This is a genomic window from Salinimicrobium tongyeongense, assembly GCF_026109735.1.
Taxonomy (GTDB): Bacteria; Bacteroidota; Bacteroidia; order Flavobacteriales; family Flavobacteriaceae; genus Salinimicrobium; species Salinimicrobium tongyeongense.
In genome coordinates this window covers 840,564-866,795 of sequence record NZ_CP069620.1, presented here as the reverse complement: position 1 = coordinate 866,795, position 26,232 = coordinate 840,564, and the positions used below count along the sequence as shown (strand labels likewise).

Below are 26,232 nucleotides of genomic sequence, written 5' to 3'. Positions count from 1 at the left end.
TATTATAATAACATAATTCCGTCCATTGATGTTAGCAACGCAAACTGAAAGATTGAGTTTCTCTTCTGTAAAGAACAGGCCTGCTTATCCCGACTTTTTGGATATCCAAATCAAGTCATTCCAGGACTTCTTTCAATTAGAAACGAAATCAGAAGAAAGAGGAAATGAAGGTTTATACAATACCTTCATGGAGAACTTTCCCATTACGGACACCCGTAACCAATTCGTACTAGAATTTTTAGACTATTTTGTGGACCCGCCGCGATACTCCCTGCAAGAGTGTATCGAGCGTGGATTGACCTATAGTGTACCGCTTAAAGCACGGTTAAAGCTTTATTGTACAGACCCCGAACACGAGGATTTTGAAACTATTGTTCAGGATGTGTACCTTGGGACGATACCTTATATGACCCCAAGCGGGACCTTTTGTATCAATGGAGCTGAGCGCGTAGTCGTTTCTCAGTTGCACCGGTCTCCCGGAGTATTCTTTGGACAATCCTTTCATGCAAACGGGACAAAACTTTATTCTGCCCGTGTAATTCCTTTTAAAGGATCCTGGATTGAATTCGCTACCGATATCAACAGCGTGATGTACGCTTATATCGATAGGAAGAAAAAATTACCTGTTACTACCCTTTTCCGCGCCATAGGTTTTGAGCGCGATAAAGATATTCTGGAAATCTTTGACCTTGCTGAAGAGGTGAAAGTTTCCAAAACCGGACTTAAAAAGATCCTTGGCCGTAAACTGGCCGCACGTGTATTGAACACCTGGTATGAAGATTTTGTTGATGAAGATACTGGAGAGGTGGTTTCAATTGAACGTAACGAAATTGTTTTAGATCGTGATACTGTTCTTGAAAAAGAACATATTGAAGAGATATTAGAAACCGGTTCAAAAACTATCCTGCTTCACAAAGAGGATAACCAAACCGGTGATTATGCTATTATCCACAATACATTACAAAAAGACCCAACCAACTCCGAAAAGGAAGCGGTTGAACACATATACCGTCAACTTCGTAATGCAGAACCGCCAGATGAGGAAACTGCACGCGGAATTATTGACAAATTGTTCTTCTCAGACCAGCGTTACAACCTTGGGGAAGTAGGTCGTTACAGAATGAACAAAAAACTTGGTCTTGATATCGCCATGGATAAGCAGGTGCTTACCCGTGAAGACATCATTACCATTGTTAAATACCTTATTGAACTTATTAACTCAAAGGCAGAGGTTGATGATATTGACCACCTGTCTAACCGTAGGGTAAGAACAGTAGGAGAGCAGCTGTCGCAGCAGTTTGGTGTAGGTCTTGCCCGTATGGCACGTACCATTCGTGAAAGAATGAATGTACGTGACAACGAGGTATTTACTCCAATAGACTTGATCAATGCAAAGACTTTGTCTTCTGTGATCAATTCTTTCTTTGGTACCAACCAGTTGTCTCAGTTCATGGACCAAACCAACCCGCTTGCAGAGATTACGCATAAGCGTCGTCTTTCGGCTCTTGGGCCTGGTGGTCTTTCAAGGGAAAGAGCAGGGTTCGAGGTACGTGACGTTCACTATACGCACTATGGAAGGCTTTGTCCTATTGAAACACCAGAGGGACCAAACATCGGTCTTATTTCTTCACTTTCGGCTTATGCTAAAGTGAATTCAATGGGATTCCTTGAAACTCCTTACCGAGAAGTAATTAACGGTAAAGTGAATGTTGCCGATGAGCCAAGATATCTAAGTGCCGAAGAAGAGGAAGACAAGATGATCGCCCAGGCGAACATCGCAATGAGTGATGATGGTACTATTGAAGCCGATAGGGTTATTGCACGTGAAGAAGGTGACTTCCCTGTTGTTGAGCCTACGCAGGTTCACTACATGGACGTTGCTCCAAACCAGATCGCTTCTATCTCTGCTTCGCTAATTCCATTTTTGGAGCACGATGATGCGAACCGTGCCTTGATGGGGTCTAACATGATGCGCCAGGCCGTGCCGTTATTGCGAGTGGATTCTCCTATCGTTGGTACAGGGCTTGAAAGACAGGTAGCTACAGATTCCCGTGTATTGATTAATGCTGAAGGAGAAGGAACTGTAGAGTACGTAGATGCTCAAAAGATTATCATTAAGTACGATAGAACTGAAGAAGAGCGCATGGTAAGCTTTGACTCAGATTCTAAAACTTATGAGCTGGTTAAATTCAGAAAAACCAACCAGGGAACTTCTATCAACCTGAAGCCTATCGTAAGAGTAGGAGACAGGGTGAGCAAAGGACAGGTACTTTGTCAGGGTTACGCTACCGAAGCAGGGGAACTTGCTCTTGGACGTAACATGAAAGTGGCTTTCATGCCATGGAAAGGCTATAACTTTGAGGATGCGATTGTGATTTCAGAAAAAGTTGTTAGAGATGACATCTTTACTTCTATTCACATCGACGAGTATTCTCTTGAAGTTAGAGATACCAAACTTGGAAATGAAGAATTGACTAATGATATTCCAAACGTTTCTGAAGAGGCTACAAAAGACCTTGATGAAAATGGAATGATCAGGATTGGAGCCGAAGTGAAGCCGGGAGATATTCTTATTGGTAAGATCACTCCAAAAGGAGAAAGCGATCCAACCCCCGAAGAAAAACTTCTTAGAGCAATCTTTGGTGATAAAGCCGGTGATGTAAAAGATGCTTCTCTTAAAGCTTCTCCTTCATTGAGAGGTGTGGTAATTGATAAAAAATTATTCGCACGCGCTATTAAAGACAAGCGCAAAAGAGCTCAGGATAAAGAAGATGTTGCCGTACTTGAGAAAAAATATGAAGCGAAATTTGCCATTTTAAAGAGTGAACTGGTAGATAAGCTATTCGCTATCATTGGAGGTAAAACTGCCCAGGGTGTAATGAACGACCTTGGGGAAGAGATCCTTCCAAAAGGTAAGAAGTATACCCAGAAGATGCTTAATGCAGTTGATGATTATGCCCACCTTACCCAAGGTACGTGGACTACCGATGATCACCTGAACGCTTTGGTGGCCGATCTTCTTCACAATTACCGTATCAAGGAAAATGATATTCAGGGTAACTTGAGAAGAGAGAAATTCACTATTTCTGTGGGAGATGAACTTCCTTCTGGTATTATCAAACTTGCTAAAGTATACATCGCTAAGAAACGTAAGCTTAAAGTAGGGGATAAAATGGCAGGACGTCACGGTAACAAAGGTATTGTTGCCCGTATAGTTCGCCAGGAAGATATGCCGTTCCTTGAAGATGGTACACCTGTTGATATCGTATTGAACCCACTTGGGGTACCTTCACGTATGAACATTGGGCAGATCTATGAGACTGTACTTGGATGGGCCGGACAAAAATTGGGTAGAAAATATGCTACTCCAATCTTTGATGGTGCGACTATTGATCAGATCAATGAACTGACAGATGAAGCGGGAATTCCAAGATTCGGTCATACCTATCTTTATGATGGTGGTACCGGAGATCGATTTGACCAGCCTGCAACTGTTGGGGTGATTTACATGCTTAAGTTGGGCCACATGATTGATGATAAGATGCACGCTCGTTCTATTGGGCCTTACTCATTGATCACGCAGCAGCCACTTGGTGGTAAAGCCCAGTTTGGAGGTCAGCGTTTTGGAGAGATGGAAGTTTGGGCGCTTGAAGCTTATGGTGCTTCTGCAACCCTTCGTGAAATCTTAACTGTGAAGTCTGATGATGTAATAGGAAGAGCCAAAACTTATGAAGCCATTGTAAAAGGTGAGCCAATGCCAGAACCTGGACTACCTGAATCTTTCAACGTATTGATGCACGAATTGAAAGGTCTGGGATTAGATATTAGATTAGAAGAATAAAAAAAGTCACCAGTGGGCAGTAAACAGTGTCCGGTATGTTTTTGCTGAATGCTGTTTACTGAATACTGATTACTACATAAAAAGTATTATGGCTAGAAATAATGATAAGAATACAGTACAGAGGTTTAACAAGATCTCTATAGGTTTAGCTTCTCCTGAGTCGATTCTTGCCGAATCACGCGGGGAGGTCCTAAAGCCTGAAACTATCAATTATCGTACGCACAAACCCGAGAGGGATGGGCTTTTCTGTGAGCGTATTTTTGGTCCTGTAAAGGATTATGAGTGTGCCTGCGGAAAGTACAAAAGGATTCGCTACAAAGGGATCGTGTGTGATAGATGTGGTGTAGAGGTGACTGAAAAGAAAGTGCGTAGAGATCGCGTGGGGCATATCAACCTTGTGGTTCCTGTGGCACACATCTGGTACTTCCGTTCTTTACCAAACAAAATTGGTTACCTGTTAGGTCTTCCTTCCAAGAAGTTAGACATGATTATTTACTACGAGAGATACGTGGTAATTCAGCCGGGTATTGCCAAGAATGAAGATGGATCGCCGTTGAAGAAGATGGATTTCCTTACCGAAGAAGAGTACTTGAACATTCTCGATACCCTTCCGCAGGAAAACCTTTACCTGGATGAAAGCGACCCGAATAAATTTATCGCTAAAATGGGTGCAGAATGTCTTATCGATATCCTGCAGCGCATTGACCTTGATTCCCTTTCTTATGAGTTGAGGCATAAAGCGAACAACGAAACTTCCAAGCAGCGTAAAACTGAAGCTCTTAAGAGACTTCAGGTGGTGGAAGCACTTCGTGATGCAAATAAGAACCGCGAAAACCGTCCTGAGTGGATGATCATGAAAGTAATTCCAATTATTCCGCCGGAATTGCGTCCGTTGGTGCCGCTTGATGGAGGGCGTTTCGCGACTTCAGATCTTAACGACCTTTATCGTCGTGTGATTATCCGTAACAACCGTTTGAAGAGATTGATGGAGATCAAAGCTCCTGAAGTGATCCTTCGTAACGAGAAGCGTATGCTTCAGGAATCTGTAGATTCTTTGTTTGATAACACCCGTAAATCTTCCGCAGTAAAAACTGATTCCAACAGGCCGTTGAAATCCCTTTCTGATTCCTTAAAAGGAAAACAGGGGCGTTTCCGTCAAAACCTGCTTGGTAAGCGTGTAGATTATTCGGCACGTTCGGTAATTGTTGTGGGGCCTGAACTAAAGTTCTACGAATGTGGTCTTCCAAAAGACATGGCAGCCGAGCTGTACAAACCTTTTGTGATTAGAAAACTGATCGAAAGAGGTATTGTTAAGACCGTAAAGTCTGCCAAGAAAATTATAGATAAGAAAGAACCTGTTGTTTGGGATATTCTTGAGAACGTGTTGAAAGGGCACCCTGTGTTGCTAAACCGGGCCCCAACCCTTCACAGGCTTGGTATCCAGGCATTCCAGCCTAAACTTATTGAAGGTAAGGCGATCCAGTTACACCCATTGGCGTGTACTGCATTCAACGCCGACTTTGATGGGGATCAAATGGCGGTTCACCTTCCGCTAGGCCCAGAGGCTATCCTCGAGGCTCAGCTGTTAATGTTAGGTTCTCACAACATCCTTAACCCGGCTAACGGTTCTCCTGTAACTGTTCCTTCTCAGGATATGGTGCTTGGTCTTTATTATATGACCAAGTCAAGGAAATCTACCGAAGAAAGGCCGGTAAAAGGGGAAGGCCTTACTTTCTATTCTCCCGAAGAGGTGGTTATTGCTTACAACCAGAAAATGGTTGAACTTAATGCCATTATCAAGATAAGGACAAAAGATTTCAATGAAGCCGGAGAACTTGTGTACCAGATCATTGAAACAACCGTGGGAAGAGTATTGTTTAACCAGGCAGTACCCGAAAAAGCCGGATATATCAATGAAGTACTTACTAAAAAGTCGCTTCGTGATATCATCGGAAACATCCTGAAAGTGACAAGTGTTCCTGAAACTGCCGAATTCCTTGATGCTATTAAGGAAATGGGTTATGGTTACGCTTATCGCGGTGGTCTTTCCTTCAGCCTTGGAGATATCATCATTCCTGCAGAGAAGCAGAGCATGATCGATGAAGCCAACCAGCAGGTAGAAGGTATTATTGGCAACTATAACATGGGTCTTATCACAAACAACGAACGTTATAACCAGGTTATTGATATCTGGACTTCAACGAACGCCGGCTTAACGGAATTGGCCATGAAGCGTATTCGTGAAGACCAGCAGGGATTTAACTCTGTGTTTATGATGCTTGACTCCGGTGCGAGGGGATCTAAAGAACAGATCCGTCAGTTAACCGGTATGCGTGGATTGATGGCCAAGCCTAAAAAATCTACTTCAGGAGGTGGTGAAATTATCGAGAACCCTATTCTTTCTAACTTTAAGGAAGGTCTTTCGATTCTTGAATACTTTATCTCTACTCACGGTGCCCGTAAAGGTCTTGCCGATACGGCTCTTAAAACTGCCGATGCAGGTTACCTAACCCGTCGTTTGGTTGACGTGTCTCAGGATGTGATCATTAACGAAGAAGATTGTGGTACTTTAAGGGGTGTAGACGTAGCACCATTGAAGAAGAACGAAGAGATTGTAGAATCACTTGGAGAGCGTATTCTTGGTAGAACAGCACTTCACGATGTGTACAATCCTTTAACCAACGAATTGCTTGTAGCTTCGGGGGTTGAGATTGACGAAGAGATCGTGAAGAAGATCACCGATGCGCCAATTGAAAGCGTAGAAGTGAGGTCTGCACTTACCTGTGAGGCCAAAAAAGGTATTTGTGTGAAATGTTACGGCCGTAACCTGGCTACCAATAAAACGGTACAAAAAGGTGAAGCGGTTGGAGTTGTAGCTGCCCAGTCTATTGGAGAGCCGGGTACCCAGCTTACCCTTCGTACCTTCCACGTGGGTGGTATTGCAGGAAACATTTCTGAAGAGAATAAATTGATCGCGAAGTTCCCCGGTATTGCAGAGATCGAAGACCTTAAAACTGTTACAGGAGAAGCTCCTGATGGTAGTGAGGCCGAGATCGTGATCTCCAGAACTTCAGAATTGAAATTAAAAGATGAGAAATCCGGAATCGTACTTAGTACAAGTAACATTCCTTATGGATCTCAAATTTTCATAAAGAACGGAGACAAAGTTTCCAAAGACGATATAGTTTGCCAGTGGGATCCTTATAACGGGGTGATCATTTCAGAATTTGCCGGTAAGATCAAGTATGAGAATATCGAGCAGGGGGTGACTTACCAGGTAGAGATCGATGAGCAGACCGGATTCCAGGAAAAAGTAATTTCTGAAAGCCGTAACAAAAAGCTCATCCCAACGCTACAGATCCTTGGAAAGAAAGACGAGGTAATTCGTTCTTACAACCTTCCTGTTGGAGCCCACCTTATGGTAGACAACGATGAGAAAATTGGTGTAGGTAAGATTCTTGTGAAAATTCCACGTAAATCTTCCAAGTCTGGGGATATTACGGGAGGTCTTCCAAGGGTAACCGAGCTTTTCGAAGCCCGTAACCCATCGAACCCTGCCGTTGTAAGTGAGATTGACGGAGTTGTTTCCTTCGGAAAGATCAAACGTGGTAACCGCGAGATCATTATCGAATCTAAACTTGGAGAAGTTAAGAAGTATCTTGTGAAGCTTTCTAACCAGATCCTTGTTCAGGAGAATGACTACGTACGTGCCGGAATGCCACTTTCTGACGGATCTGTAACTCCTGAAGACATTCTTGCAATTAAAGGCCCAAGTGCTGTACAACAGTACCTTGTGAACGAAGTTCAGGAAGTTTATAGACTACAGGGAGTGAAGATCAACGATAAGCACTTTGAGGTAGTTGTAAGACAGATGATGCGTAAAGTAAGAATCGTAGATCCGGGTGATACTATCTTCCTTGAAAACCAATTGGTGCACAAGGATGACTTCACCGAGGAGAACGATGAGATCTTTGGAATGAAAGTGGTTGAAGACGCCGGAGATTCAGAGAACCTGAAACCGGGGCAACTTGTTACTCCACGTGAGTTGAGGGATGAGAATTCTATCCTTAGAAGAGAGGACAAGAATCTTGTTACTGCAAGGGAAGTAATTCCTGCAACAGCAACTCCGGTACTACAGGGTATTACCCGTGCGTCACTGCAAACCAAGTCATTTATTTCTGCGGCATCCTTCCAGGAAACTACGAAAGTACTTAACGAAGCAGCTGTAAGTGGTAAGGTTGATGAACTCGAAGGACTAAAAGAAAATGTTATTGTTGGTCACAGAATCCCTGCCGGTACAGGTCTTCGTGAGTACGAACATATCATTGTTGGTTCTAAAGAAGAATTTGACGAAATGCTTGAGAAAAAGCAGGAAGTAAATTATAACTAAGAAAAAGGCCGCGAAAGCGGCCTTTTTTTATATAAAAGAGTGGGCCTCACAGGTTTTTAAAAACTGTGAGGTCTTTTTATTTTCCTTACTTTTATACTGAACTAAAAAAGAACCGATGAGCGACGAAAACAACAATCCTAAAAAGCCCAAGAAAGGGCAGATCAACATAGAACTTGATGAAAAAGTAGCCGAAGGCACTTACTCCAATCTTGCCATAATCAACCACTCTGTTTCTGAATTTGTGGTCGATTTTGTGAGTATCATGCCCGGTACCCCAAAGAGTAAGGTGAAATCACGAATTATTTTGACTCCGCAGCACGCAAAGAGATTGCTAAAGGCCTTGGCCGATAACGTGCAGCGTTTTGAAAATGCCCACGGCGAAATTAAAGATTACGACCAGCCAAATATCCCGCTGAATTTTGGTCCTACCGGGCAGGCGTAAAACCTCAACAACATTTAATGCGGGTGCATCCTGTTCAGGTTCACCCGCATATCCTCTGCTGTACTTACCGTTTCTTGACGGGCTGTGTCCTTCCTTTTCTGCCTTGCCCAACTTCCATTTTTTTAATTAACAGCTTTAAAGATGTGCTTTTGTGATTAAATTTTTATAGATTCATTCTGTATCTACAATAAAGTCTTCATTTTGATGTTAAATTATTATGGAAAACCTCAAAAGTCTTCATATTAAACCTGGAAATTTAAATGGCAGATCGTATTAAAACTTATTCAGAATTTTATCAGTTTTACCTTACAGAACATCAAAACAAAACCAGCCGCATTTTACATTTTACAGGTACTTTCCTGGTCTTTGTACTGCTCCTTCTTGCTGTTCTTAACGGCTGGGGCTGGGAATGGCTCTTTCTTCCCCTGGTAGGTTACGGTTTTGCCTGGGTGGGCCATGCCTTTTTTGAGAAGAACAAACCGGCAACCTTTAAATACCCTTTTTGGAGCCTTATATCCGATTTTAAATTGTTTTTCGAAATTCTCTTCGGAAGTAAAAGTTTTGACTCCCGAAAAGATTAACATGAACAAAACTATTCTGTTCATCATCCTGTTGTTGCTCACTTTTTGTGCCTATGGGCAGGAAAGATCCCTGCTGAAGGGCAGAATATTAATCCCCGATGCCGAAATTTCTTCCATCAACATTATCAACCTCACCAGTAAACAGGGAACAACAAACAAAGCCAATGGTACATTTGAAATAGAAGTAAAAACCGGCGATACCCTGTTGTTTTCTTCGGTTCAGTATGAAGTACTGGAAATGCTAATCACAGAAGAGCTGCTGAAAATGGCATTTTTGACAGTGCATCTGGAGGAGAAAATCGATGAACTGGCCGAAGTCAATATCAGTAACATTAGTCTTAGTGGCAATCTTGCGACCGATCTCAAAGATATTCCCACGCTAACCCAGGCCGATATAGGTTTCCCAATGAATGATGTTTTGCCGCCTACCTCCATCGAAAGAAAACTAATTACGGCTTCCTCAGGCTTTGATGGATTTTTGAATACCCTGAATGGAAAGATAAAAATGCTGAAAAAGGCTGCAGCCTGGGAAGATCTTGAGCAAATGGTGACTGCCGGGGCAAACGCACTCCCGGTTTCCTTTTTTAAGGAGCTTTCAATTCCAGAAAATCGCATTCGCGATTTCGTTTATTTCTGTGCAGAAGATCCAGATTTTGAGTCCTACCTCCCCGGAGATATGCGACTGGAACTTATGCAGTTTTATAAGCAAAAGGCACCGAAATTTATAGAAGAAAAGCTGCTTGATAATTCAAATATAATGGGTGATTAGATGAGGACTTTGCTATTTCTGGTGTTGGCTACTGTCTGTTTTTCCGTTTCGGGGCAGGAAAGATCCCTGCTGAAGGGCAGAATATTAATTCCCGATGCCGAAATTTCTTCCATCAACATCATCAACCTCACCAGTAAACAGGGAACAACAAACAAAGCCGATGGTACATTTGAAATAGAAGTAAAAACCGGCGATACCCTATTGTTTTCTTCGGTTCAGTATGAAGTACTGGAAATGATAATCACAGAAGAGGTGCTGAAAATGGCATTTTTGACAGTGCATCTGGAGGAGAAAGTAGACGAGCTTTCCGAAGTGAACATCAGCGATATCGACCTTAGCGGAAACCTCTCTACAGATCTGGCAAATATCCCAACCCTCACGCAGGCCGATCTTGGTTTTCCCATGAGCGATACCCCGCGTCCCACATCTATTGAACGGAAGTTGAAAACAGCCTCAAACGTGAGCACCACTTCAAAATATAATCCCCCCGGAAATATCAACGTGAGTCTCGACGGAATAATAAACCGGTTGAATGGAAAAATGCGGAAACTTGAGATGGCCGCTGCGAATGAAGACCTTTCCCAGCTGGTAGATGCCGGAGTGGCTGCCATGCCTGCATCCTTTTTTACCTACCTTTCTATTCCTGAAGATCACATCAGGGACTTTGTATATTTTTGTGCTGAAGATGCCGGTTTTAGCACCTATTTGCCAGAACACATGAGACTGGAACTAACGGCTTTTTATCAGAAGAAAGCACCGCAATACCTGAAGGAGCGGATGGCTAAATAAAAAATACCTTCCGAAAATGCCATTTTCGGAAGGTATTTTGTCAGACTAAATATTCAATACTAAATTAGAATTCCGAAGTAAAATGGAATTTCACATTAGGGTATTTTTGCTGTGCCATTTGTAGTGAAAAGGCAGAATCGGCAAGAAAAACGAGCTGTCCCTGTTTATCCTGGGCCAGGAATTTTTGTTTTACCCTTTTAAAATCTTTGAATTCTTCACTTTTAGGGTCTTTTGGTTCTACCCAGCAGGCCTTGTGTACATTCAGGTTCTCATAAGTACATTTTGCTCCGTACTCGTGCTCAAGGCGGTACTGAATCACTTCAAACTGCAGGGCTCCCACGGTACCAATCACTTTTCGGCCATTGAGCTCCAGCGTAAATAGCTGGGCCACCCCTTCGTCCATAAGCTGGTCAATTCCCTTTTCCAGTTGCTTGGATTTCATAGGATCGGCGTTGTTGATGTAGCGGAAATGTTCCGGGGAAAAACTCGGAATGCCTTTATATTGTAGTTCTTCGCCTTCAGTTAAAGTGTCACCAATCTTAAAGTTCCCGGTGTCGTGAAGCCCCACAATATCCCCGGGATATGAAACATCTACAATTTCTTTTCTTTCAGCAAAAAAGGCATTTGGGCTCGAGAATTTCAGCTTTTTGTTGTGGCGCACGTGCAGGTATGGCGTGTTTCTTTCAAACTTTCCCGATACGATCTTCACAAAGGCCAGCCTGTCGCGGTGTTTGGGATCCATATTCGCATGGATCTTAAAAACGAATCCTGTGAAATTATCTTCGGAAGGTTCCACTTTTCTAATATCGCTGTCCTTTGGGCGGGGAGGAGGGGCTATGCTTATAAAACAATCCAGCAGCTCGCGCACTCCAAAGTTGTTCAACGCCGACCCAAAGAAAACAGGCTGAAGGTTACCCGCCAGGTAAGCTTCTTTGTCAAAATCGGGGTAAACACCATGTACAAGTTCAAGCTCATCCCTTAAAGTGCCGGCGGCCTTTTCGCCAATCAGGTTATCAAGTTCGCTGGATTCGAGGTCCGAAATCTCAACGGTTTCTTCAATATCCCTTCTGGGGTCGCCCGTAAACAGATTGACGTTTTGCTCCCAAATGTTGTAAATACCTTTAAAATCGTAACCCATCCCAATTGGGAAACTCAGTGGAGTTACGGTAAGGTTGAGTTTTTGCTCAATTTCATCGAGAAGTTCAAAAGCATCTTTTCCTTCCCGGTCTAGTTTGTTGATGAACACGATCATGGGGATGTTGCGCATTCGGCAAACTTCCACAAGTTTTTCGGTTTGTTCCTCGACACCTTTTGCAACGTCAATAACAACAATTACACTGTCTACGGCAGTAAGGGTGCGAAAAGTATCTTCAGCAAAATCTTTGTGCCCCGGCGTATCGAGTATGTTGATCTTGTTCTTTTTGTATTCAAAAGCAAGTACCGAAGTGGCCACCGAAATTCCTCTTTGCCGTTCAATCTCCATAAAATCGCTGGTTGCCCCTTTCTTGATCTTATTCGATTTTACTGCACCCGCTTCCTGTATCGCGCCTCCAAACAGCAACAGTTTTTCGGTTAGGGTGGTTTTACCAGCATCGGGGTGGGAAATGATCCCAAAGGTCCTTCTTCTCTTGATTTCTTCTGAAAATTTCATACTTGTATTTAAGACTGCAAAGATAATTATTTGATCGTGAAATTAATGCTCTCGGCTATCTCTCGTTTTACTTCTTTTCTGAAGGCTGAAAAAAGGGATTTCCCGACTGATTTTGTACATTTGAAGCTCAAATTTTGCAATGAAAGAAGAACAAGTTATCCTGGTGAATGAAAAAGATGAGCAAATTGGGCTCATGCCGAAGATGGAAGCCCATGAAAAGGCTTTGCTGCACCGGGCTTTTTCTGTCTTTGTATTTAATGACAAGAACGAGCTCATGATACAGCAACGCGCACTGGGAAAATATCATTCCCCCGGGTTGTGGACGAACACCTGTTGCAGTCACCAGCGCGAAGGAGAATCTAATATTGAAGCAGGGAAGCGGCGTTTACAGGAAGAAATGGGGTTTTCAACAGAATTGAAGGATACCATCTCCTTTATCTATAAAGCTCCTTTTGACAACGGGCTTACCGAACATGAATTTGACCATATTCTGGTAGGGCATTACAACGGGGAACCCGATTTAAACCCTGAAGAAGCTCATGCTTACAAGTGGGTTTCTCTTGAAGATCTGAAGCGGGATATGAAGGAACATCCTGAGATTTATACGGCCTGGTTCAAGATCATCTTTGACAAATACTACAAGCACATCCAGCAATGAGGGTAACTGTAAACAGGAAGGCACATTTTAATGCGGCGCACAGGCTGCATAGAAAAGACTGGGATGATGAGAAGAACCGCCGTGTCTTTGGGAAGTGCAGTAATCCGCATTACCATGGGCATAATTATGAACTGGTGGTGGCTGTTACAGGGGAGATCAATCAGGAAACAGGATTTGTTATGGATCTCAAAAACCTGAAGCAGCTTATCTACGAGAAAATTGAAGTGCCTTTTGATCATAAGAACCTGAATATTGAAGTTCCGGAATTCAAAGACTTAAACCCCACTGCCGAAAATATTGCTATTGTAATATGGAAGAAGCTGCGCTTGGAGCTGGAGCCACACCTGGATCTTGAGGTCACTTTGTATGAAACCCCCAGGAACTACGTTACTTACAGGGGGGAATAATTTTTTTCAAAAAACTGTGTTTTGAATTGAGAAATAGTGTAAATTCGCAGCTGAAAATTACGCGAAAGATGGCGAATAGAAGAACATTAAAAAGGGATATGAATTATGTTTTTGGTGACATAATTGAGGCAGCTTACCTGCACCAGATCACTCATCCCGAAGAAGATCCTGCAAACTCTGAAAAAATTGTTGATGAAGCAATTTCAGATTTTGACCAATTGATAGGGAAAATGAACCAAAAAAATGTTGAGAACAAAAAACAACATTTTAGAGGAATTGAAAAGGAATTTGAGGCTAAGGCCAAAATCCTTGTTGAAAAAATAAACGCTTTATAATAATAAGGCACTCGCCGATGTAGCTCAGCTGGCTAGAGCAGCTGATTTGTAATCAGCAGGTCGTGGGTTCGAGTCCCTCCATCGGCTCTAAAACCTCCCTTTTCGGGAGGTTTTTTTATTTTATGGAAAAAGGGCCCGCGAAGTTTGTCAGGGGCGCGCCGTCTATAGCAGTCGCTCACCGGCCCAGGCTCCTTCGGGAAGGAAGGAGATTTTTTGAATTTCAGTTAATTAAATCTGCTAAACCAGAATTGCTTCAGCAAAAAAACTCTTCAAAAAGGCATTTTTGAAGCCTGCCGGTATCTTTTCAGTTAAAACCATAGCATACCTTTACATCCACCTCACTGGAGAGGCGGATATAAAGGTATAGTTTTTAAATTGCCTGATTGGCGGGAAAGTAGCGGAATTACTTTCTGTATTGTTCGGCAGTGAGTTGGGCAATCTGAACAATTACTTCCACCGCTTTTTGCATGCTTTCTACGGGAACATATTCGTATTTTCCGTGGAAATTATGTCCGCCGGCAAAGATGTTGGGGCAGGGCAGGCCTTTGAAGCTAAGCTGTGCGCCGTCTGTTCCCCCGCGAATTGGCTTTATAATGGGAGTAACATCTACCCGTTTCATGGCTTCTTCAGCAATATCCACAATATGCATTACGGGTTCTACTTTTTCCCTCATATTGTAGTACTGGTCTTTGATCTCCACGGTTACACAATCCCTTTCGTACTGGCTGCAAATTTCTGTGGCTAGGTCTTTCATCATCTCCTTGCGGGCTTCAAAATGCTCCCGGTCGTGATCGCGAATAATGTAGTGAAGCGTGGTTTCTTCCACATCTCCTTCCATCCCGTTGAGGTGGAAAAATCCCTGCCTGTCTTCGGTATGTTCGGGAGTTTCAAGGCGCGGCAGGGAGTTGATAAAATCCATGGCAATGTACATGCTGTTGATCAGCTTGTCTTTGGCGTAGCCCGGGTGTACACTTTTTCCGCTTATTTTAACCACAGCGCCGGCTGCGTTGAAATTCTCGAATTCAAGTTCCCCAACCTGGCTGCCGTCCATGGTGTATGCCCATTCGGCTCCAAATTTATCAACATCAAATTTATGGGCGCCCCGACCAATCTCTTCATCGGGCGTAAAACAAACACGGATCTTTCCATGCTTCACCTGCGGATTGTTAAGGAGGTATTTCATAGCTTCCATGATCTCGGTGATCCCGGCCTTGTCATCGGCTCCCAATAGGGTGGTGCCATCGGTAGTGATGAGAGTTTGCCCCTCATACTGCAACAGGTCGCTAAAATATTCGGGGGAGAGGATGATGTTCTTCTCTTTATTCAGCACAATGTCCTTTCCATCGTAATTTTCGATGATCTGCGGATTCACATTGGTTCCGGAGAAATCGGGCGTGGTATCAAAATGAGCCACAAAGCCTACTACCGGCACCTCATGTTCAAGGTTTGAAGGAAGGCTGGCCATTACGTAGGCGTGTTCATCTATACTCACTTCCTGCATTCCCATAGCCTCCAACTCTTCTTTCAGTTTATTGGCCAAATCCCACTGTTTTTTGGTACTGGGAGTTGCCTCACTGGTTTCGTCACTCTGGGTATCTATCTTTACATAGCTTAAAAAGCGGTCAATAATTTCCTGCTTATTTGTCATTTTTGAGGTAGTTTTCCCAAAAATAGCGATATAAAAAGTAGGTTCAAAACCTTTTCTCTTTTCAGGCTTTTTTATGCAGCTTTGTGTTAATTTTGTCTAAAACCCACTTCATGTATCAAAAGATCATTCGGCCGCTGCTTTTTAATATTGATCCTGAAAAAATCCATTATTTCACTTTTTCAACACTTCGGAAGTTATTTCTTCTTCCGGGGAGCCAGAAGCTGGTGCGCAAAAAATTTGTGGTTGAAGATAAGAGGCTGGAGCGGGAAGTTTTCGGTATTAAATTCCCGAATCCGGTGGGGCTGGCTGCCGGGTTTGATAAGGATGCAAAGCTCTATAAGGAGCTGAGTAATTTTGGTTTCGGATTTATTGAAATTGGAACCCTAACCCCTAAACCCCAGCCTGGAAATGAGAAGAAAAGGCTTTTCAGGTTAAAAGAAGACAAAGCCATTATCAATAGAATGGGCTTCAATAACGGCGGAGTAGCAGAAGCGGTGGAAAGACTGAAAAAGAACAAGGGTGTTCTTATTGGCGGAAATATTGGCAAAAATAAAGTGACGCCAAACGAGAAAGCTGTGGATGATTATTTGATCTGCTATAATGCCCTTTTTGAGCATGTAGATTATTTCGTGGTCAACGTAAGTTCTCCAAACACGCCAAACTTAAGGGAGCTGCAGGATAAGGAACCACTAACTAAGTTGCTCAACAGCCTGCAGCAGGAAAGTTTAAGGCGGCCTGTGCAAAAACCTATCCTGCTTAAAATTGCACCCGATCTTACCGATTCACAATTGCTGGATATCATAGATATTGTCAGGGATACCGGAATTGCGGGAGTAATAGCTACAAATACTACCATTTCCAGGGAAGGACTTACTTCTTCAGAAAAGGACGAGACCGGAGGCTTAAGCGGAAAACCTCTTACAAAACGTGCAACAGAGGTGATTCGCTTCTTATCTGAAAAAAGTAAAAAAGCTTTTCCGATTATTGGCGTTGGAGGAATTATGTCTCCCGAAGATGCGATTGAAAAACTTGAAGCCGGGGCCTCTTTGGTGCAGCTTTATACCGGATTTATTTATGAAGGCCCTCAGTTGGTGAAGGAGATCAACGAAGAAATTCTAAACCGCAGTAAGTGACGGCCCAATTAATCCCTTTTCTTACTGCCTCAATCCTGCTCACCCTGTCGCCAGGCCCCGATATTATTTACGTACTGGTGCAGGGCATGACCAACGGAAAAAAACACGGAATTGTCACTGCCCTGGGGCTTGTAAGCGGAATTATAATTCATACCAGTCTCGTTGCCTTCGGGGTTTCAGCAATTATTAAGCAGTCAGAAAATCTGTTTCTTCTAATTAAAATTTTGGGTGCGGCTTACTTGTTTTATCTGGCCTGGCAGGTGTATAAAAGTGAAGCTGCGATTAGCCTGAAGGAAGGTGCAAACCTGCCAAAAAAGAAATTTGCTTCCCTCTTTAAAAAGGGATTTTTAATGAATGTTTTAAACCCGAAAGTCGCAATCTTCTTTCTTGCTTTTTTTCCCGGCTTTCTTTGGGACCCCAATACAAATACCCTGCTGCAGTTTTACATTCTTGGTTTTCTATTTATGCTGCAGGCATTCCTCATCTTCTCAGCCGTGGCTATTCTCGCAGGAAAAATTTCTGTCTATCTTCAAAAGCATCCTGCCTCAGCCCATATTTTTAAATGGGTGCAGGTAATAGTTTTTGTGGGGATTGGTGTTTTTATATTAGTTTAGAGTAAAGAGTGCTTAGTATTGAATATTGAATATTTAAAATTGGGAAAGGGCTTTAGCCTTTAGCCGTTGGTAATTAGCTTTTTTGGGATAGATGGCGCAGATGTGTAACTGTGCCGGGGAATAGGACATTTTGGATCATTACAAATATTTCCATCGAACTACTTCTAATTTCGTAATTCTAAAATCTAACTTCTATATTTGACTCATGGGGAAATTAAAGATCATTGAATGTCCGCGAGACGCGATGCAGGGAATAAAAGACTTTATTCCTACAGACAAAAAAGTTCAGTACATCCAGTCTTTGCTGCGTTGCGGATTCGACACTATTGACTTCGGAAGTTTTGTTTCTCCCAAAGCCATCCCTCAAATGGCCGATACTGCCGAGGTTCTTTCCAAACTCGACCTTTCGAGAACACAAAGTAAACTGCTGGCCATAGTGGCAAATACCCGGGGCGCCCAGGATGCTTCTCAATATTCTGAAATAGACTATTTAGGCTATCCTTTTTCAATTTCTGAAAACTTCCAGATGCGAAATACCCATAAGACCATAGCCGAATCTGTTGAAACCCTGCAGGAGATCCTCAATATTGCCGATGCTTCGGGTAAAGAAGTGGTCGCATACCTTTCTATGGGTTTCGGAAATCCGTATGGGGATCCGTGGAATGTGGAAATTGTGGGCGAGTGGACCGAAAAACTTTCAGCTATGGGGGTGAAAATCCTCTCCCTGTCTGATACCATTGGTAGTTCTACGCCCGATATTATCACTTATCTTTTTTCAAATTTGATTCCGAAGTATCCAAAAATAGAATTTGGGGCACACCTTCATACCACTCCTGCAAAATGGTTTGAGAAGGTTGATGCGGCTTATAAATCGGGTTGCAAAAGGTTTGATGGTGCCATACAGGGCTTTGGTGGCTGCCCAATGGCAAAAGACGAGCTTACAGGAAACATGCCTACAGAAAAATTACTGTCTTACTTCACATCTAAAAAAGACGACACCGATATTAGGATGATGAGCTTTGAATCATCTCATAATGAAGCCACCAAAATATTTTCTGCTTATCATTAAGGGGAGTGGTTTTTCAAAATTTATCTCTATAATTGCAGTCTAAAATGCCATTTTTGAAGCGTAATTTTAGTTGCATTTTCATTGCCCTTTTGTCTTTCCTGAACGTTCATTCTTCGGTTTATGCTGAATGGCAACAGGAAAAGGATTCTGTTGCAATATACGTGGAGAAGGGGTTTGCTTTGCTTAATAATGATTTATCAAAAGCTCTAAAAATCCTTGATAGAGCAGATGCTTTGGCGGCAGCATCCAATGATCCTGGAGACAGGGCAGATGTAGCTTATGCTTACAGCTATGCGTACTATGTTAAGGGAACGTATGACCTTTCTCTTCAGCAGTATCTTAAAGCTTGGGAAATCTACCGTAAAACCGGGAATAAACTGGGAGAGGCAAAAAGCCTGGTGGGACAGGGGCTTATTCAGCAGGGGATCGACAGGAATGAAGAAGCCATAAAAATTTTTACTGAAGCCATTGAAGCTTACAAACAATCGGGAAATGCAGCCAGGGCTAATCCTGCCTATCTCAATATTGCCATTTCACAAATTGAAGTAAAGGAATATGAAAAAGCGCTGGCCAACCTTCAAACGGCGCTGGAACTTTCGAGAAAGACAGGGCGCATAGATGTAGAACATCTCGCTTTAAACCGCATGGCGCAAATAAATTTTTTCCGCGGAAAATATGACACTGCGAAAGAATTATATTTTAGGATCCTCAATCATGAAAACCCACCGAGTAACTGGGAAAGGTCTTTTGCTTATGCCGGCCTGGCTGAGGTCTATTCAGCAAAGGGAAATTATGTGCAGGCAGAAGAGGCGGGTATAAAGGCGCTGGGTTTTTCAAAAGACTTGGAATCTTTATGGGACCTGGAAAGGAATACCGGCATTTTATCACAGGTTTATAAAAATCAGGGGAAGACCAACGAAGCTCTTGAATACCTGGAGCTCAATCAAAAATACCGGGATTCACTTTACAATCAGACAAAATTACGGGCCATAAATTTGCTCCAGCTGGAGAGTAAAGAAGCCGAAAATCTAGTGCTTCAGTCTGAAAAAGCAGCTGTAGAAAAACAGCTTTTTACCAACAGGATATTTCTTGGTATCCTCGTACTGGCAGTTTTATTGTTATTGATCGTGGCTTTTATGTTTAGGAAGAACATAAGGCAAAAGGAGCAGTTTAATACCCAGTTGCAAAACAAGAACCAGACAATTTCTGAACAAAACCAGCTTATTTCCCGCCAAAATGAAGGGCTTTCGGAAATGAACGAGGCCAAAAACCGCCTTTTTTCAATCCTTTCTCATGACCTGCGTTCTCCATTGGCTTCTCTAGAGCAATTGCTGGGGCTTATTAAATCGGGTGATTTTACACCCGAGGAGCAGGCATCGCTACTCGATGAGATGCTAATGCAGGTTTCTGGAACTTCAGTCATGCTTCAAAATCTTCTGAATTGGGCCAATTCACAGCTGGAAGGCAGTAAGGTGAATCTCGAAGAGGTAGACCTTCCGCAGAAAGCCACAAAAATCGTCAAGGCCTATTATCTAATTGCGAAGCGTAAAAATATTGAGATCGTTCAGCAGCAAACAAAAAACCTGCCTCCTGTACTGGTAGACCGCGGCCATATTTCAATTGTTATGCACAACCTGTTGTCTAATGCTATAAAATTTACCCGGGAAGGGAGTAGAATTTACATCAGCTTTGAGGAGAGGGAAGAAACCGTACTTATGAAGATCCTTGACGGAGGAGAGGGTATAGCTCCTGAAAAGATTGAAGAGATCAAAAAATTCAACCAGCGCATGATTTCTGAAATTGGTACCAGAATGGAAACCGGTACCGGGATTGGACTTATGCTCGTAAAACATTTTTTGGCTATCAACCAGGCTTGTCTCGATATTAAAAGCTATCCCGGTAAGGGTGCAGAATTTATTGTAGCCTTCCGTAAGGCCTGAAAATGAATTAATCAAATATATTTCTCACATCTGTAGAAAAGAATGTATATTTGCACGCAATTAAATCTTAATTGCCATGATCGCACACACCTCCAGGATCCTGGGCGAAGGACTCACCTACGATGACGTACTCTTAGTCCCTGCCTTTTCAGAAATCCTTCCCCGCGAAGTTAGTATTCAATCCAAGTTTACCCGTAATATCGGGCTCAATGTGCCTATAGTTTCCGCAGCCATGGATACTGTGACCGAATCTCGTATGGCCATTGCCATTGCACGGGAAGGGGGAATTGGTGTTTTGCACAAAAATATGACAGCCGAAGAGCAGGCGCTTAAGGTTAGAAAAGTGAAGCGGGCCGAGAGCGGGATGATAATAGACCCTATCACACTTCCAATTACGGCCAGCGTAAAGGATGCCAAAGATAATATGCGCGAGCACAGCATTGGCGGGATTCCTATAGTTGATGAAAACGGAAAACTGATTGGGATCGTGACCAACAGGGATCTGCGGTTTGAAAAGAACAACAACAGGCCAATTTCTGAAGTAATGACTTCTGAAAACCTGGTGACTGTGGCCGAAGGTACTTCCCTTGAAGATGCCGAAGAGATCCTGCAGGAAAACAAGATCGAGAAACTTCCTGTTGTAAATGCCGACAATAAACTGGTTGGATTGATCACTTTCCGTGATATTACCAAGCTCACCCAAAAGCCCATTGCCAATAAAGATTCCTTCGGAAGGCTTCGCGTAGCCGCTGCCATAGGCGTTACCGGAGATGCAGTTGAAAGGGCCGAAGCTTTGGTGAAAGCAGGAGTGGATGCGATAGTGATTGACACGGCACACGGTCACACCAAAGGAGTGGTAACGGTACTTAAGGAGGTGAAAAAGAAATTCCCCGAGCTGGAAGTAGTGGTTGGGAACATTGCTACCGCCGAAGCTGCCAAATACCTTGTAGAGGCAGGCGCCGATGCGGTGAAAGTAGGAATTGGCCCGGGTTCTATCTGTACAACGCGGGTAGTTGCGGGGGTTGGTTTTCCACAATTCTCGGCCGTACTGGAAGTTGCAGCAGCCATTAAAGGCAGCGGGGTGCCTGTAATTGCCGATGGTGGAATTCGATATACCGGAGACATTCCCAAAGCTATAGCCGCCGGAGCCGATTGCGTGATGCTGGGCTCACTTTTGGCAGGTACCAAAGAATCGCCGGGAGAAACTATTATCTACGAAGGAAGAAAATTCAAGTCTTACCGCGGAATGGGTTCTGTAGAAGCTATGAAACAAGGCTCTAAAGACCGTTATTTCCAGGATGTGGAAGATGATATTAAAAAGCTGGTGCCGGAAGGTATTGTAGGCCGCGTGCCTTATAAAGGGGATCTCTATGAAAGTATCCACCAGTTTGTGGGAGGTTTGCGTGCCGGGATGGGCTACTGCGGGGCAAAAGATGTAGCCACCCTAAAGGAATCGGCTAAATTTATTAAGATCACGGCTTCGGGAATCAACGAAAGCCACCCGCATAACGTTACGATCACTAAAGAATCTCCTAATTACAGCAGATAATTCATAACTTCAGGAGTTTGTAGTTAAGAGTAAATAGCGGCAAAGCCAAAAAAAGGAGGGTCTCAAAAATGCCATTTTTGAGACCCTCCTTTTTTTAGTTGTGTCAATAACTGCAATGATTTCTTCAGTAATTAGCCTGCACGGCATTTACTTCTACACACAGGCCACTGAGCGCTGACCACGAAATTTATTCCTTCACTTCAATTCCTAAGATATTGATCACTTTTGTGGTGATGTCAAATTCTTCCGCAGAATAGGCCAGGTTATTTCCGCCTGCATGGAAGATCTGGGTATAATTTTCTGCCTGAATTACCTGTAACATGGCTGCATTTATCTTTTCGTAGAGCGGCTGTGTAAGTTCGTTCCTCTTGATCTGCATCATCACACCGGCTTTTTGACGGAAGCCTTTAATGTCATTTTCAAGGCTGATGATTTCAGTTTCTTTGGCTTTTTTATCTTCTTCAGAAAAAGTTGCGCTGTTTGCCTGGTAGTCTTTTACAAGAGTTTCGTACTTGGCGACATTAGATTCCAGGTCTTTTTGAAGATCGGCGTTGTAGGTTTTAAGGCCTTCGTTCACCTGGGTCATTTCGGGCATCTGATTTAAGATATAATCGGCATCTATGGTCCCTATTTTTGACTGGGCGAAGCCTGAAAGGCTAAGGAATGTAAAGCTTAAAACTAAAAGGTATTTTTTCATGATGTTGTTTTGGTTTTCGCAAATATAAAGGTGCAGAGGCATTTATGAAGATTTTAAGAAAATTATTTTTACTCAATCCTCATAAAGCTGTCCGCGATGAGGTTTTAAAGCGTCCCGAACAGGCGGCATTTCAGCCTTAGTCACCACCATAAAAGCAATGGCGTGAGTGTTAGATAATTTTTCGCTGCCCGAAATATCGAGGCTTAAGGTGTTTTTGTTAAGGAATTCCCGTAAATGCACTGCGTGGTGTTTAGCGGTAATTTCGGCATCAGGGCCGTGAAAATCCCAGATAAGTTTCAGTTTTTGGTCTTTAGACATGAGATGACATTTGGCTTCTTTGACTTTAGCATAGCGAAAGCCGGGCCAAAAGTAAAATTTTTGTGAATTTCTTTCGTTTTATCTGCAGGTTGGTATACTGTTTGGAATTCGTATTTTTGCGGACTCATAATATTTCAGATTAATTTGATTGTCAAAAAAGGACTTTTCTTTATACTTTTTTTAGGCTTTTTAACAGGAAGCTGCAACTTCCTGAATGAGCCCGAAGAAAAGGAGGTCATTGCCCGGGTAAATGATGCATATCTGTACAAAGATGATGTAGCCACATTGATCTCAGACAATACTTCAGCCGAAGACAGTACCCTTCTTGTAAATAATTTTATTACCCGCTGGGCCACACAAAAATTACTGCTGGACAGGGCACGGGTAAATCTGAGCAGTGAACAGCAGGCAGAATTTGACCGCCTGGTACAGAACTATAAAAACGAACTTTACGCAAAAGCCTATACCGATGCTATTGTTGCCCGCGAACTCGACACCAGTATTTCGAGAGAGGCTGCCGAGGCTTACTACCAGGAAAACGGGGGAAATTTTATTCTGAATGAGAACCTTGTTAAAGTGAGGTATATCAATATCACCAAGAACAACAAGGATTTTGAAACTATCAAGAAACGCTTTATAAGGTTTGACGAAGAAGACCGGCAGGCCTTGCTTAACATGGCCATACAGTTCAATTCGTATTCCCTTAATGATTCTGTTTGGGTAAAAACTAAACAGGTTTACGATAAAATTCGACCCTTAACGCCTCAGGACAATCCTGAATTCTTAAAAAACAAAAATTTTATGCAGCTTGAAGACTCATTAGGAGTATATTTGATCTCTGTTGAGGATGTTAAGCTGCGCAATGAACAGGCGCCTTTAGAGTATTCCTTGCCGGGCATAAAGCAGATCCTGCTGAATAAAAGAAAGCTGGATCTCATTAAAAAATTAGAAAAAGATATTACACAAGATGCTATTAAAAATGACGAATTTGAGATCTATAATTAAATCTTTGGGGGTGCTGTCCCTTATTTTGGGAAGTGCCGGCTTAAAAGCTCAGGAAGTAATCGTTACCGATAGTACCGCCATTGGTATTGAATCAGAAATAAAGGAAAAGATCAAGGACAGGACTGGCCGGTTTAAGGTAGACGGAGTTGCAGCCGTAATTGGCGATTTTGTCGTGCTTGAAAGTGATATCGATAAGATGTACCTCGAACTTCAAAGTCAGGGAGTTTCTACTGAAGATGTGACCAACTGCAATCTTGCGGGCCGTCTCATGGAAAATAAATTGTATGCGCACCACGCCATTCAGGACAGTATTATTGTTTCGGATGCAGAGATCAATGCAAACATAGACCAGCAGCTGGCTTACATGACCCAGCAGGTAGGTTCGCTTGAAAAAGTACTCGAATTCTATAAAAAAGATAATGAAGCTGAATTTAGAGCCGAGCTTTTTGAAATCAACAAACAAAACAGGCTTGCTTCCGAAATGCAACGTAAAATTGTTGATGCGGTAGAGATCACTCCTGAAGAGGTAAGGTCATTTTTTACGGAAATTCCCGAAGACGAGCGCCCGGTATTTGGAGATGAGGTGGAAATTGCACAGATTGTAGTGAAGCCGGAAATTCCGCAGGAAGAAAAAGATGAAATTATAGCAAGATTGAATGAAATGCGTGCAGATGTTTTAGATAACGGGGCAAGTTTTGCAACTAAGGCTGTACTTTATTCTCAGGATCCCGGTTCAAGATCATCGGGAGGTAAAATTACCCTCACCCGCCAGGATCCTTTTGTAAAAGAATTTAAGGATGCTGCATTTTCCCTGCAGGAAGGGGAAGTGAGCAAGCCATTCCAGACAGAATTTGGTTACCACATTCTTATGGTCGACAAAATTCGCGGGCAGCAGGTAGATGTGCGCCACATCCTTTTGATTCCTGATGTTACCGAAGAGACCAAGCAAAAAGCTTTTGATGAGATCGAAAATGTTAGGGAAAGGCTGAATAATGACGAAATTACATTTGCCGATGCTGCTAAAGAAGTTTCAGACGAAAAAGAGACTCGTGAGAATGGCGGGAAATTAATCAATCCTACCACCGGAGATACCAGATTTGAACTTACCAAAATTGACCCCTTACTTTATGAGCAGGTGGTAAACCTGGAAAAGGGAGAGGTTTCCAATATCATAACCGATCAGGATAACACAGGGCGCCCCTTTTACAAGATCATTACCGTTACTAACAGGTATAAAGAACACAAGGCAGATTACGCACAGGATTTTAACAAGATCAAGGAACTCGCCCTTAGGGATAAGCAGCTTGAAGCTATTGAAAAATGGCAGGAAGAGAAGATCAAGGAGACGTATGTTAAAGTGAACGGCGAATACAGGGATTGCGAATTCTCAAGCAACTGGCTTAAGAAGTAAATGACATTTTTGACAGGTATGACAGACGTTGAAGCAGTAGAACATCTGGTTAAGAAGCATCAGCAATTAAGGCAGGAAATCGCCAAGAGAATTGTGGGGCAGCAACAAGTGATTGACCAGATCCTTTTATCTGTTTTTTCAGGAGGTCATTCCCTGCTTATTGGAGTGCCGGGTCTTGCCAAGACCTTGATGGTTGATACCATAGCCCAGGCCCTTGGACTCAATTTTAAAAGGATACAGTTTACCCCCGATCTTATGCCCAGTGATATTCTGGGTTCCGAAATACTGGATGAGAACCGGCACTTTAAATTTATCAAAGGCCCGGTTTTTGGAAATATCATTCTTGCTGATGAGATTAACCGGACACCGCCAAAGACCCAGGCAGCCTTACTCGAAGCCATGCAGGAGCGGGCGGTAACCGTTGCCGGCCAGCATTACAAACTGGACCTGCCCTATTTTGTCCTGGCTACCCAAAACCCTATAGAGCAGGAGGGGACTTATCCGTTACCCGAAGCCCAGCTTGACCGGTTTATGTTTGCCATCAAACTTGAGTACCCTTCTTTTGAAGAAGAGATTGAAGTTGTGAAGAACACTACTTCAGATGAAGTAACAGAGATAAATCCGCTTTTTACGGCGCAGGAAATAGTCGATTTTCAGCATTTGATCCGCAGGGTTCCCGTTGCCGATAACGTAGTGGAATATGCCGTTGATTTGGTTGGGAAAACCCGTCCTGCCGGAGAAAGAGCGACTCCGCTTGTAAAGGAATACGTAGATTGGGGCGCCGGACCAAGAGCCTCTCAAAACCTCATTTTAGGGGCCAAAGCAAATGCAGCCGTGAAAGGTAAATTCTCACCCGATATTGAGGATGTACAGGCAGTGGCCTTCGGAATTTTAAGGCACAGGGTGATTAAAAATTACAAGGCTGAAGCTGAAGGCATTTCGGAAGAAGAGATCATAAAAAGCCTGTTTTAGTTTTTACTGAAAC

Annotated in this window: 21 protein-coding genes and 1 tRNA gene; 18 read left to right on the top strand and 4 right to left on the bottom strand. The window is 43.0% G+C overall.

All coding sequences use genetic code 11. From position 1 onward, the window contains the following. Positions 1-28 precede the first annotated feature (28 nt). The 6 genes from rpoB (at position 29) to JRG66_RS03760 (ending at position 10,812) form a co-directional block, all read left to right on the top strand. A complete protein-coding gene (rpoB, locus tag JRG66_RS03785; RefSeq protein WP_265164409.1) occupies positions 29-3,841 on the top strand; it encodes a DNA-directed RNA polymerase subunit beta in 3,813 nt (1,270 codons plus the stop codon). A gap of 88 nt (positions 3,842-3,929) precedes the next feature. After that, positions 3,930-8,231, top strand: a complete 4,302-nt coding sequence (gene rpoC, locus JRG66_RS03780; protein ID WP_265164408.1) for a DNA-directed RNA polymerase subunit beta' — start codon at positions 3,930-3,932, stop codon at positions 8,229-8,231. Between the two features lie 115 nt (positions 8,232-8,346). Beyond that, complete coding sequence (locus JRG66_RS03775) at positions 8,347-8,673, top strand: DUF3467 domain-containing protein (protein WP_265164407.1); 327 nt, start codon at positions 8,347-8,349, stop codon at positions 8,671-8,673. Positions 8,674-8,933: 260 nt separating this feature from the next. Further along, positions 8,934-9,254, top strand: a complete 321-nt coding sequence (locus JRG66_RS03770) for an Mpo1-like protein (protein WP_265164406.1) — start codon at positions 8,934-8,936, stop codon at positions 9,252-9,254. A gap of 1 nt (position 9,255) precedes the next feature. Further along, positions 9,256-10,023, top strand: a complete 768-nt coding sequence (locus tag JRG66_RS03765) for a BamP family beta-assembly machinery protein (protein ID WP_265164405.1) — start codon at positions 9,256-9,258, stop codon at positions 10,021-10,023. Continuing rightward, complete coding sequence (locus JRG66_RS03760) at positions 10,024-10,812, top strand: BamP family beta-assembly machinery protein (RefSeq protein ID WP_265164404.1); 789 nt, start codon at positions 10,024-10,026, stop codon at positions 10,810-10,812. It abuts the gene before it with no gap. Between the two features lie 64 nt (positions 10,813-10,876). Here the strand turns inward: JRG66_RS03760 and JRG66_RS03755 are convergent, their stop codons facing one another. Beyond that, positions 10,877-12,463: a peptide chain release factor 3 gene (locus JRG66_RS03755; protein WP_265164403.1), complete on the bottom strand. Its 1,587-nt coding sequence runs from the start codon at positions 12,461-12,463 to the stop codon at positions 10,877-10,879. A 139-nt stretch (positions 12,464-12,602) separates the two neighbouring features. On the opposite strand from JRG66_RS03755, the gene idi reads away from it, so the two are divergent. From idi to JRG66_RS03735, 4 genes are all read left to right on the top strand, one after another. Further along, the gene (gene idi / locus JRG66_RS03750) at positions 12,603-13,121 is read left to right on the top strand and encodes an isopentenyl-diphosphate Delta-isomerase (protein ID WP_265164402.1); all 519 of its coding nucleotides are present in this window, start codon (positions 12,603-12,605) and stop codon (positions 13,119-13,121) included. Further along, positions 13,118-13,528, top strand: a complete 411-nt coding sequence (locus JRG66_RS03745) for a 6-pyruvoyl trahydropterin synthase family protein (RefSeq protein ID WP_265164401.1) — start codon at positions 13,118-13,120, stop codon at positions 13,526-13,528. Before idi ends, JRG66_RS03745 begins: the two co-directional genes overlap by 4 nt. 68 nt (positions 13,529-13,596) lie before the next feature. Beyond that, positions 13,597-13,863, top strand: coding sequence for a hypothetical protein (locus JRG66_RS03740; RefSeq protein ID WP_265164400.1), 267 nt, complete (start codon positions 13,597-13,599; stop codon positions 13,861-13,863). A 13-nt stretch (positions 13,864-13,876) separates the two neighbouring features. Further along, positions 13,877-13,950: transfer RNA gene (locus tag JRG66_RS03735), tRNA-Thr, on the top strand. Positions 13,951-14,266: 316 nt separating this feature from the next. Here the strand turns inward: JRG66_RS03735 and pepT are convergent. Further along, positions 14,267-15,511 (bottom strand): peptidase T, encoded by a 1,245-nt coding sequence (pepT, locus tag JRG66_RS03730; RefSeq protein ID WP_265164399.1) that lies wholly within the window; start codon positions 15,509-15,511, stop codon positions 14,267-14,269. Between the two features lie 110 nt (positions 15,512-15,621). Here pepT and JRG66_RS03725 point away from each other — a divergent pair, with 110 nt between their 5' ends. The 5 genes from JRG66_RS03725 (at position 15,622) to guaB (ending at position 21,816) form a co-directional block, all read left to right on the top strand. Next, complete coding sequence (locus JRG66_RS03725) at positions 15,622-16,644, top strand: quinone-dependent dihydroorotate dehydrogenase (protein WP_265164398.1); 1,023 nt, start codon at positions 15,622-15,624, stop codon at positions 16,642-16,644. Further along, complete coding sequence (locus tag JRG66_RS03720; RefSeq protein ID WP_265164397.1) at positions 16,641-17,258, top strand: LysE family translocator; 618 nt, start codon at positions 16,641-16,643, stop codon at positions 17,256-17,258. Before JRG66_RS03725 ends, JRG66_RS03720 begins: the two co-directional genes overlap by 4 nt. Positions 17,259-17,463: 205 nt before the next feature. Further along, on the top strand, positions 17,464-18,327 hold the full coding sequence (locus JRG66_RS03715) for a hydroxymethylglutaryl-CoA lyase (protein WP_265164396.1): 864 nt from the start codon (positions 17,464-17,466) through the stop codon (positions 18,325-18,327). Between the two features lie 53 nt (positions 18,328-18,380). Then, positions 18,381-20,267, top strand: a complete 1,887-nt coding sequence (locus JRG66_RS03710; RefSeq protein ID WP_265164395.1) for a tetratricopeptide repeat-containing sensor histidine kinase — start codon at positions 18,381-18,383, stop codon at positions 20,265-20,267. Between the two features lie 76 nt (positions 20,268-20,343). Then, complete coding sequence (guaB, locus tag JRG66_RS03705) at positions 20,344-21,816, top strand: IMP dehydrogenase (RefSeq protein ID WP_265164394.1); 1,473 nt, start codon at positions 20,344-20,346, stop codon at positions 21,814-21,816. A 187-nt stretch (positions 21,817-22,003) separates the two neighbouring features. Here guaB and JRG66_RS03700 read toward each other — a convergent pair whose 3' ends face one another. Continuing rightward, positions 22,004-22,513 carry an OmpH/Skp family outer membrane protein gene (locus JRG66_RS03700; protein WP_265164393.1) on the bottom strand — a complete coding sequence of 170 codons (510 nt, stop codon included), beginning with the start codon at positions 22,511-22,513 and terminating at the stop codon, positions 22,004-22,006. Positions 22,514-22,585: 72 nt separating this feature from the next. Beyond that, the gene (locus JRG66_RS03695) at positions 22,586-22,831 is read right to left on the bottom strand and encodes a hypothetical protein (RefSeq protein WP_265164392.1); all 246 of its coding nucleotides are present in this window, start codon (positions 22,829-22,831) and stop codon (positions 22,586-22,588) included. 144 nt (positions 22,832-22,975) lie between these two features. Between JRG66_RS03695 and JRG66_RS03690 the strand changes: the two genes are divergently transcribed. From JRG66_RS03690 to JRG66_RS03680, 3 genes are read left to right on the top strand one after another with little or no spacing between them, the layout of a single operon-like run. Further along, positions 22,976-23,836 carry a peptidyl-prolyl cis-trans isomerase gene (locus tag JRG66_RS03690; RefSeq protein WP_265164391.1) on the top strand — a complete coding sequence of 287 codons (861 nt, stop codon included), beginning with the start codon at positions 22,976-22,978 and terminating at the stop codon, positions 23,834-23,836. Further along, positions 23,799-25,247, top strand: a complete 1,449-nt coding sequence (locus JRG66_RS03685; protein WP_265164390.1) for a peptidylprolyl isomerase — start codon at positions 23,799-23,801, stop codon at positions 25,245-25,247. The genes JRG66_RS03690 and JRG66_RS03685 overlap by 38 nt, the downstream gene beginning before the upstream one ends. An 18-nt stretch (positions 25,248-25,265) precedes the next feature. Further along, positions 25,266-26,219 (top strand): AAA family ATPase, encoded by a 954-nt coding sequence (locus tag JRG66_RS03680; protein WP_265165401.1) that lies wholly within the window; start codon positions 25,266-25,268, stop codon positions 26,217-26,219. Positions 26,220-26,232 lie beyond the last annotated feature (13 nt).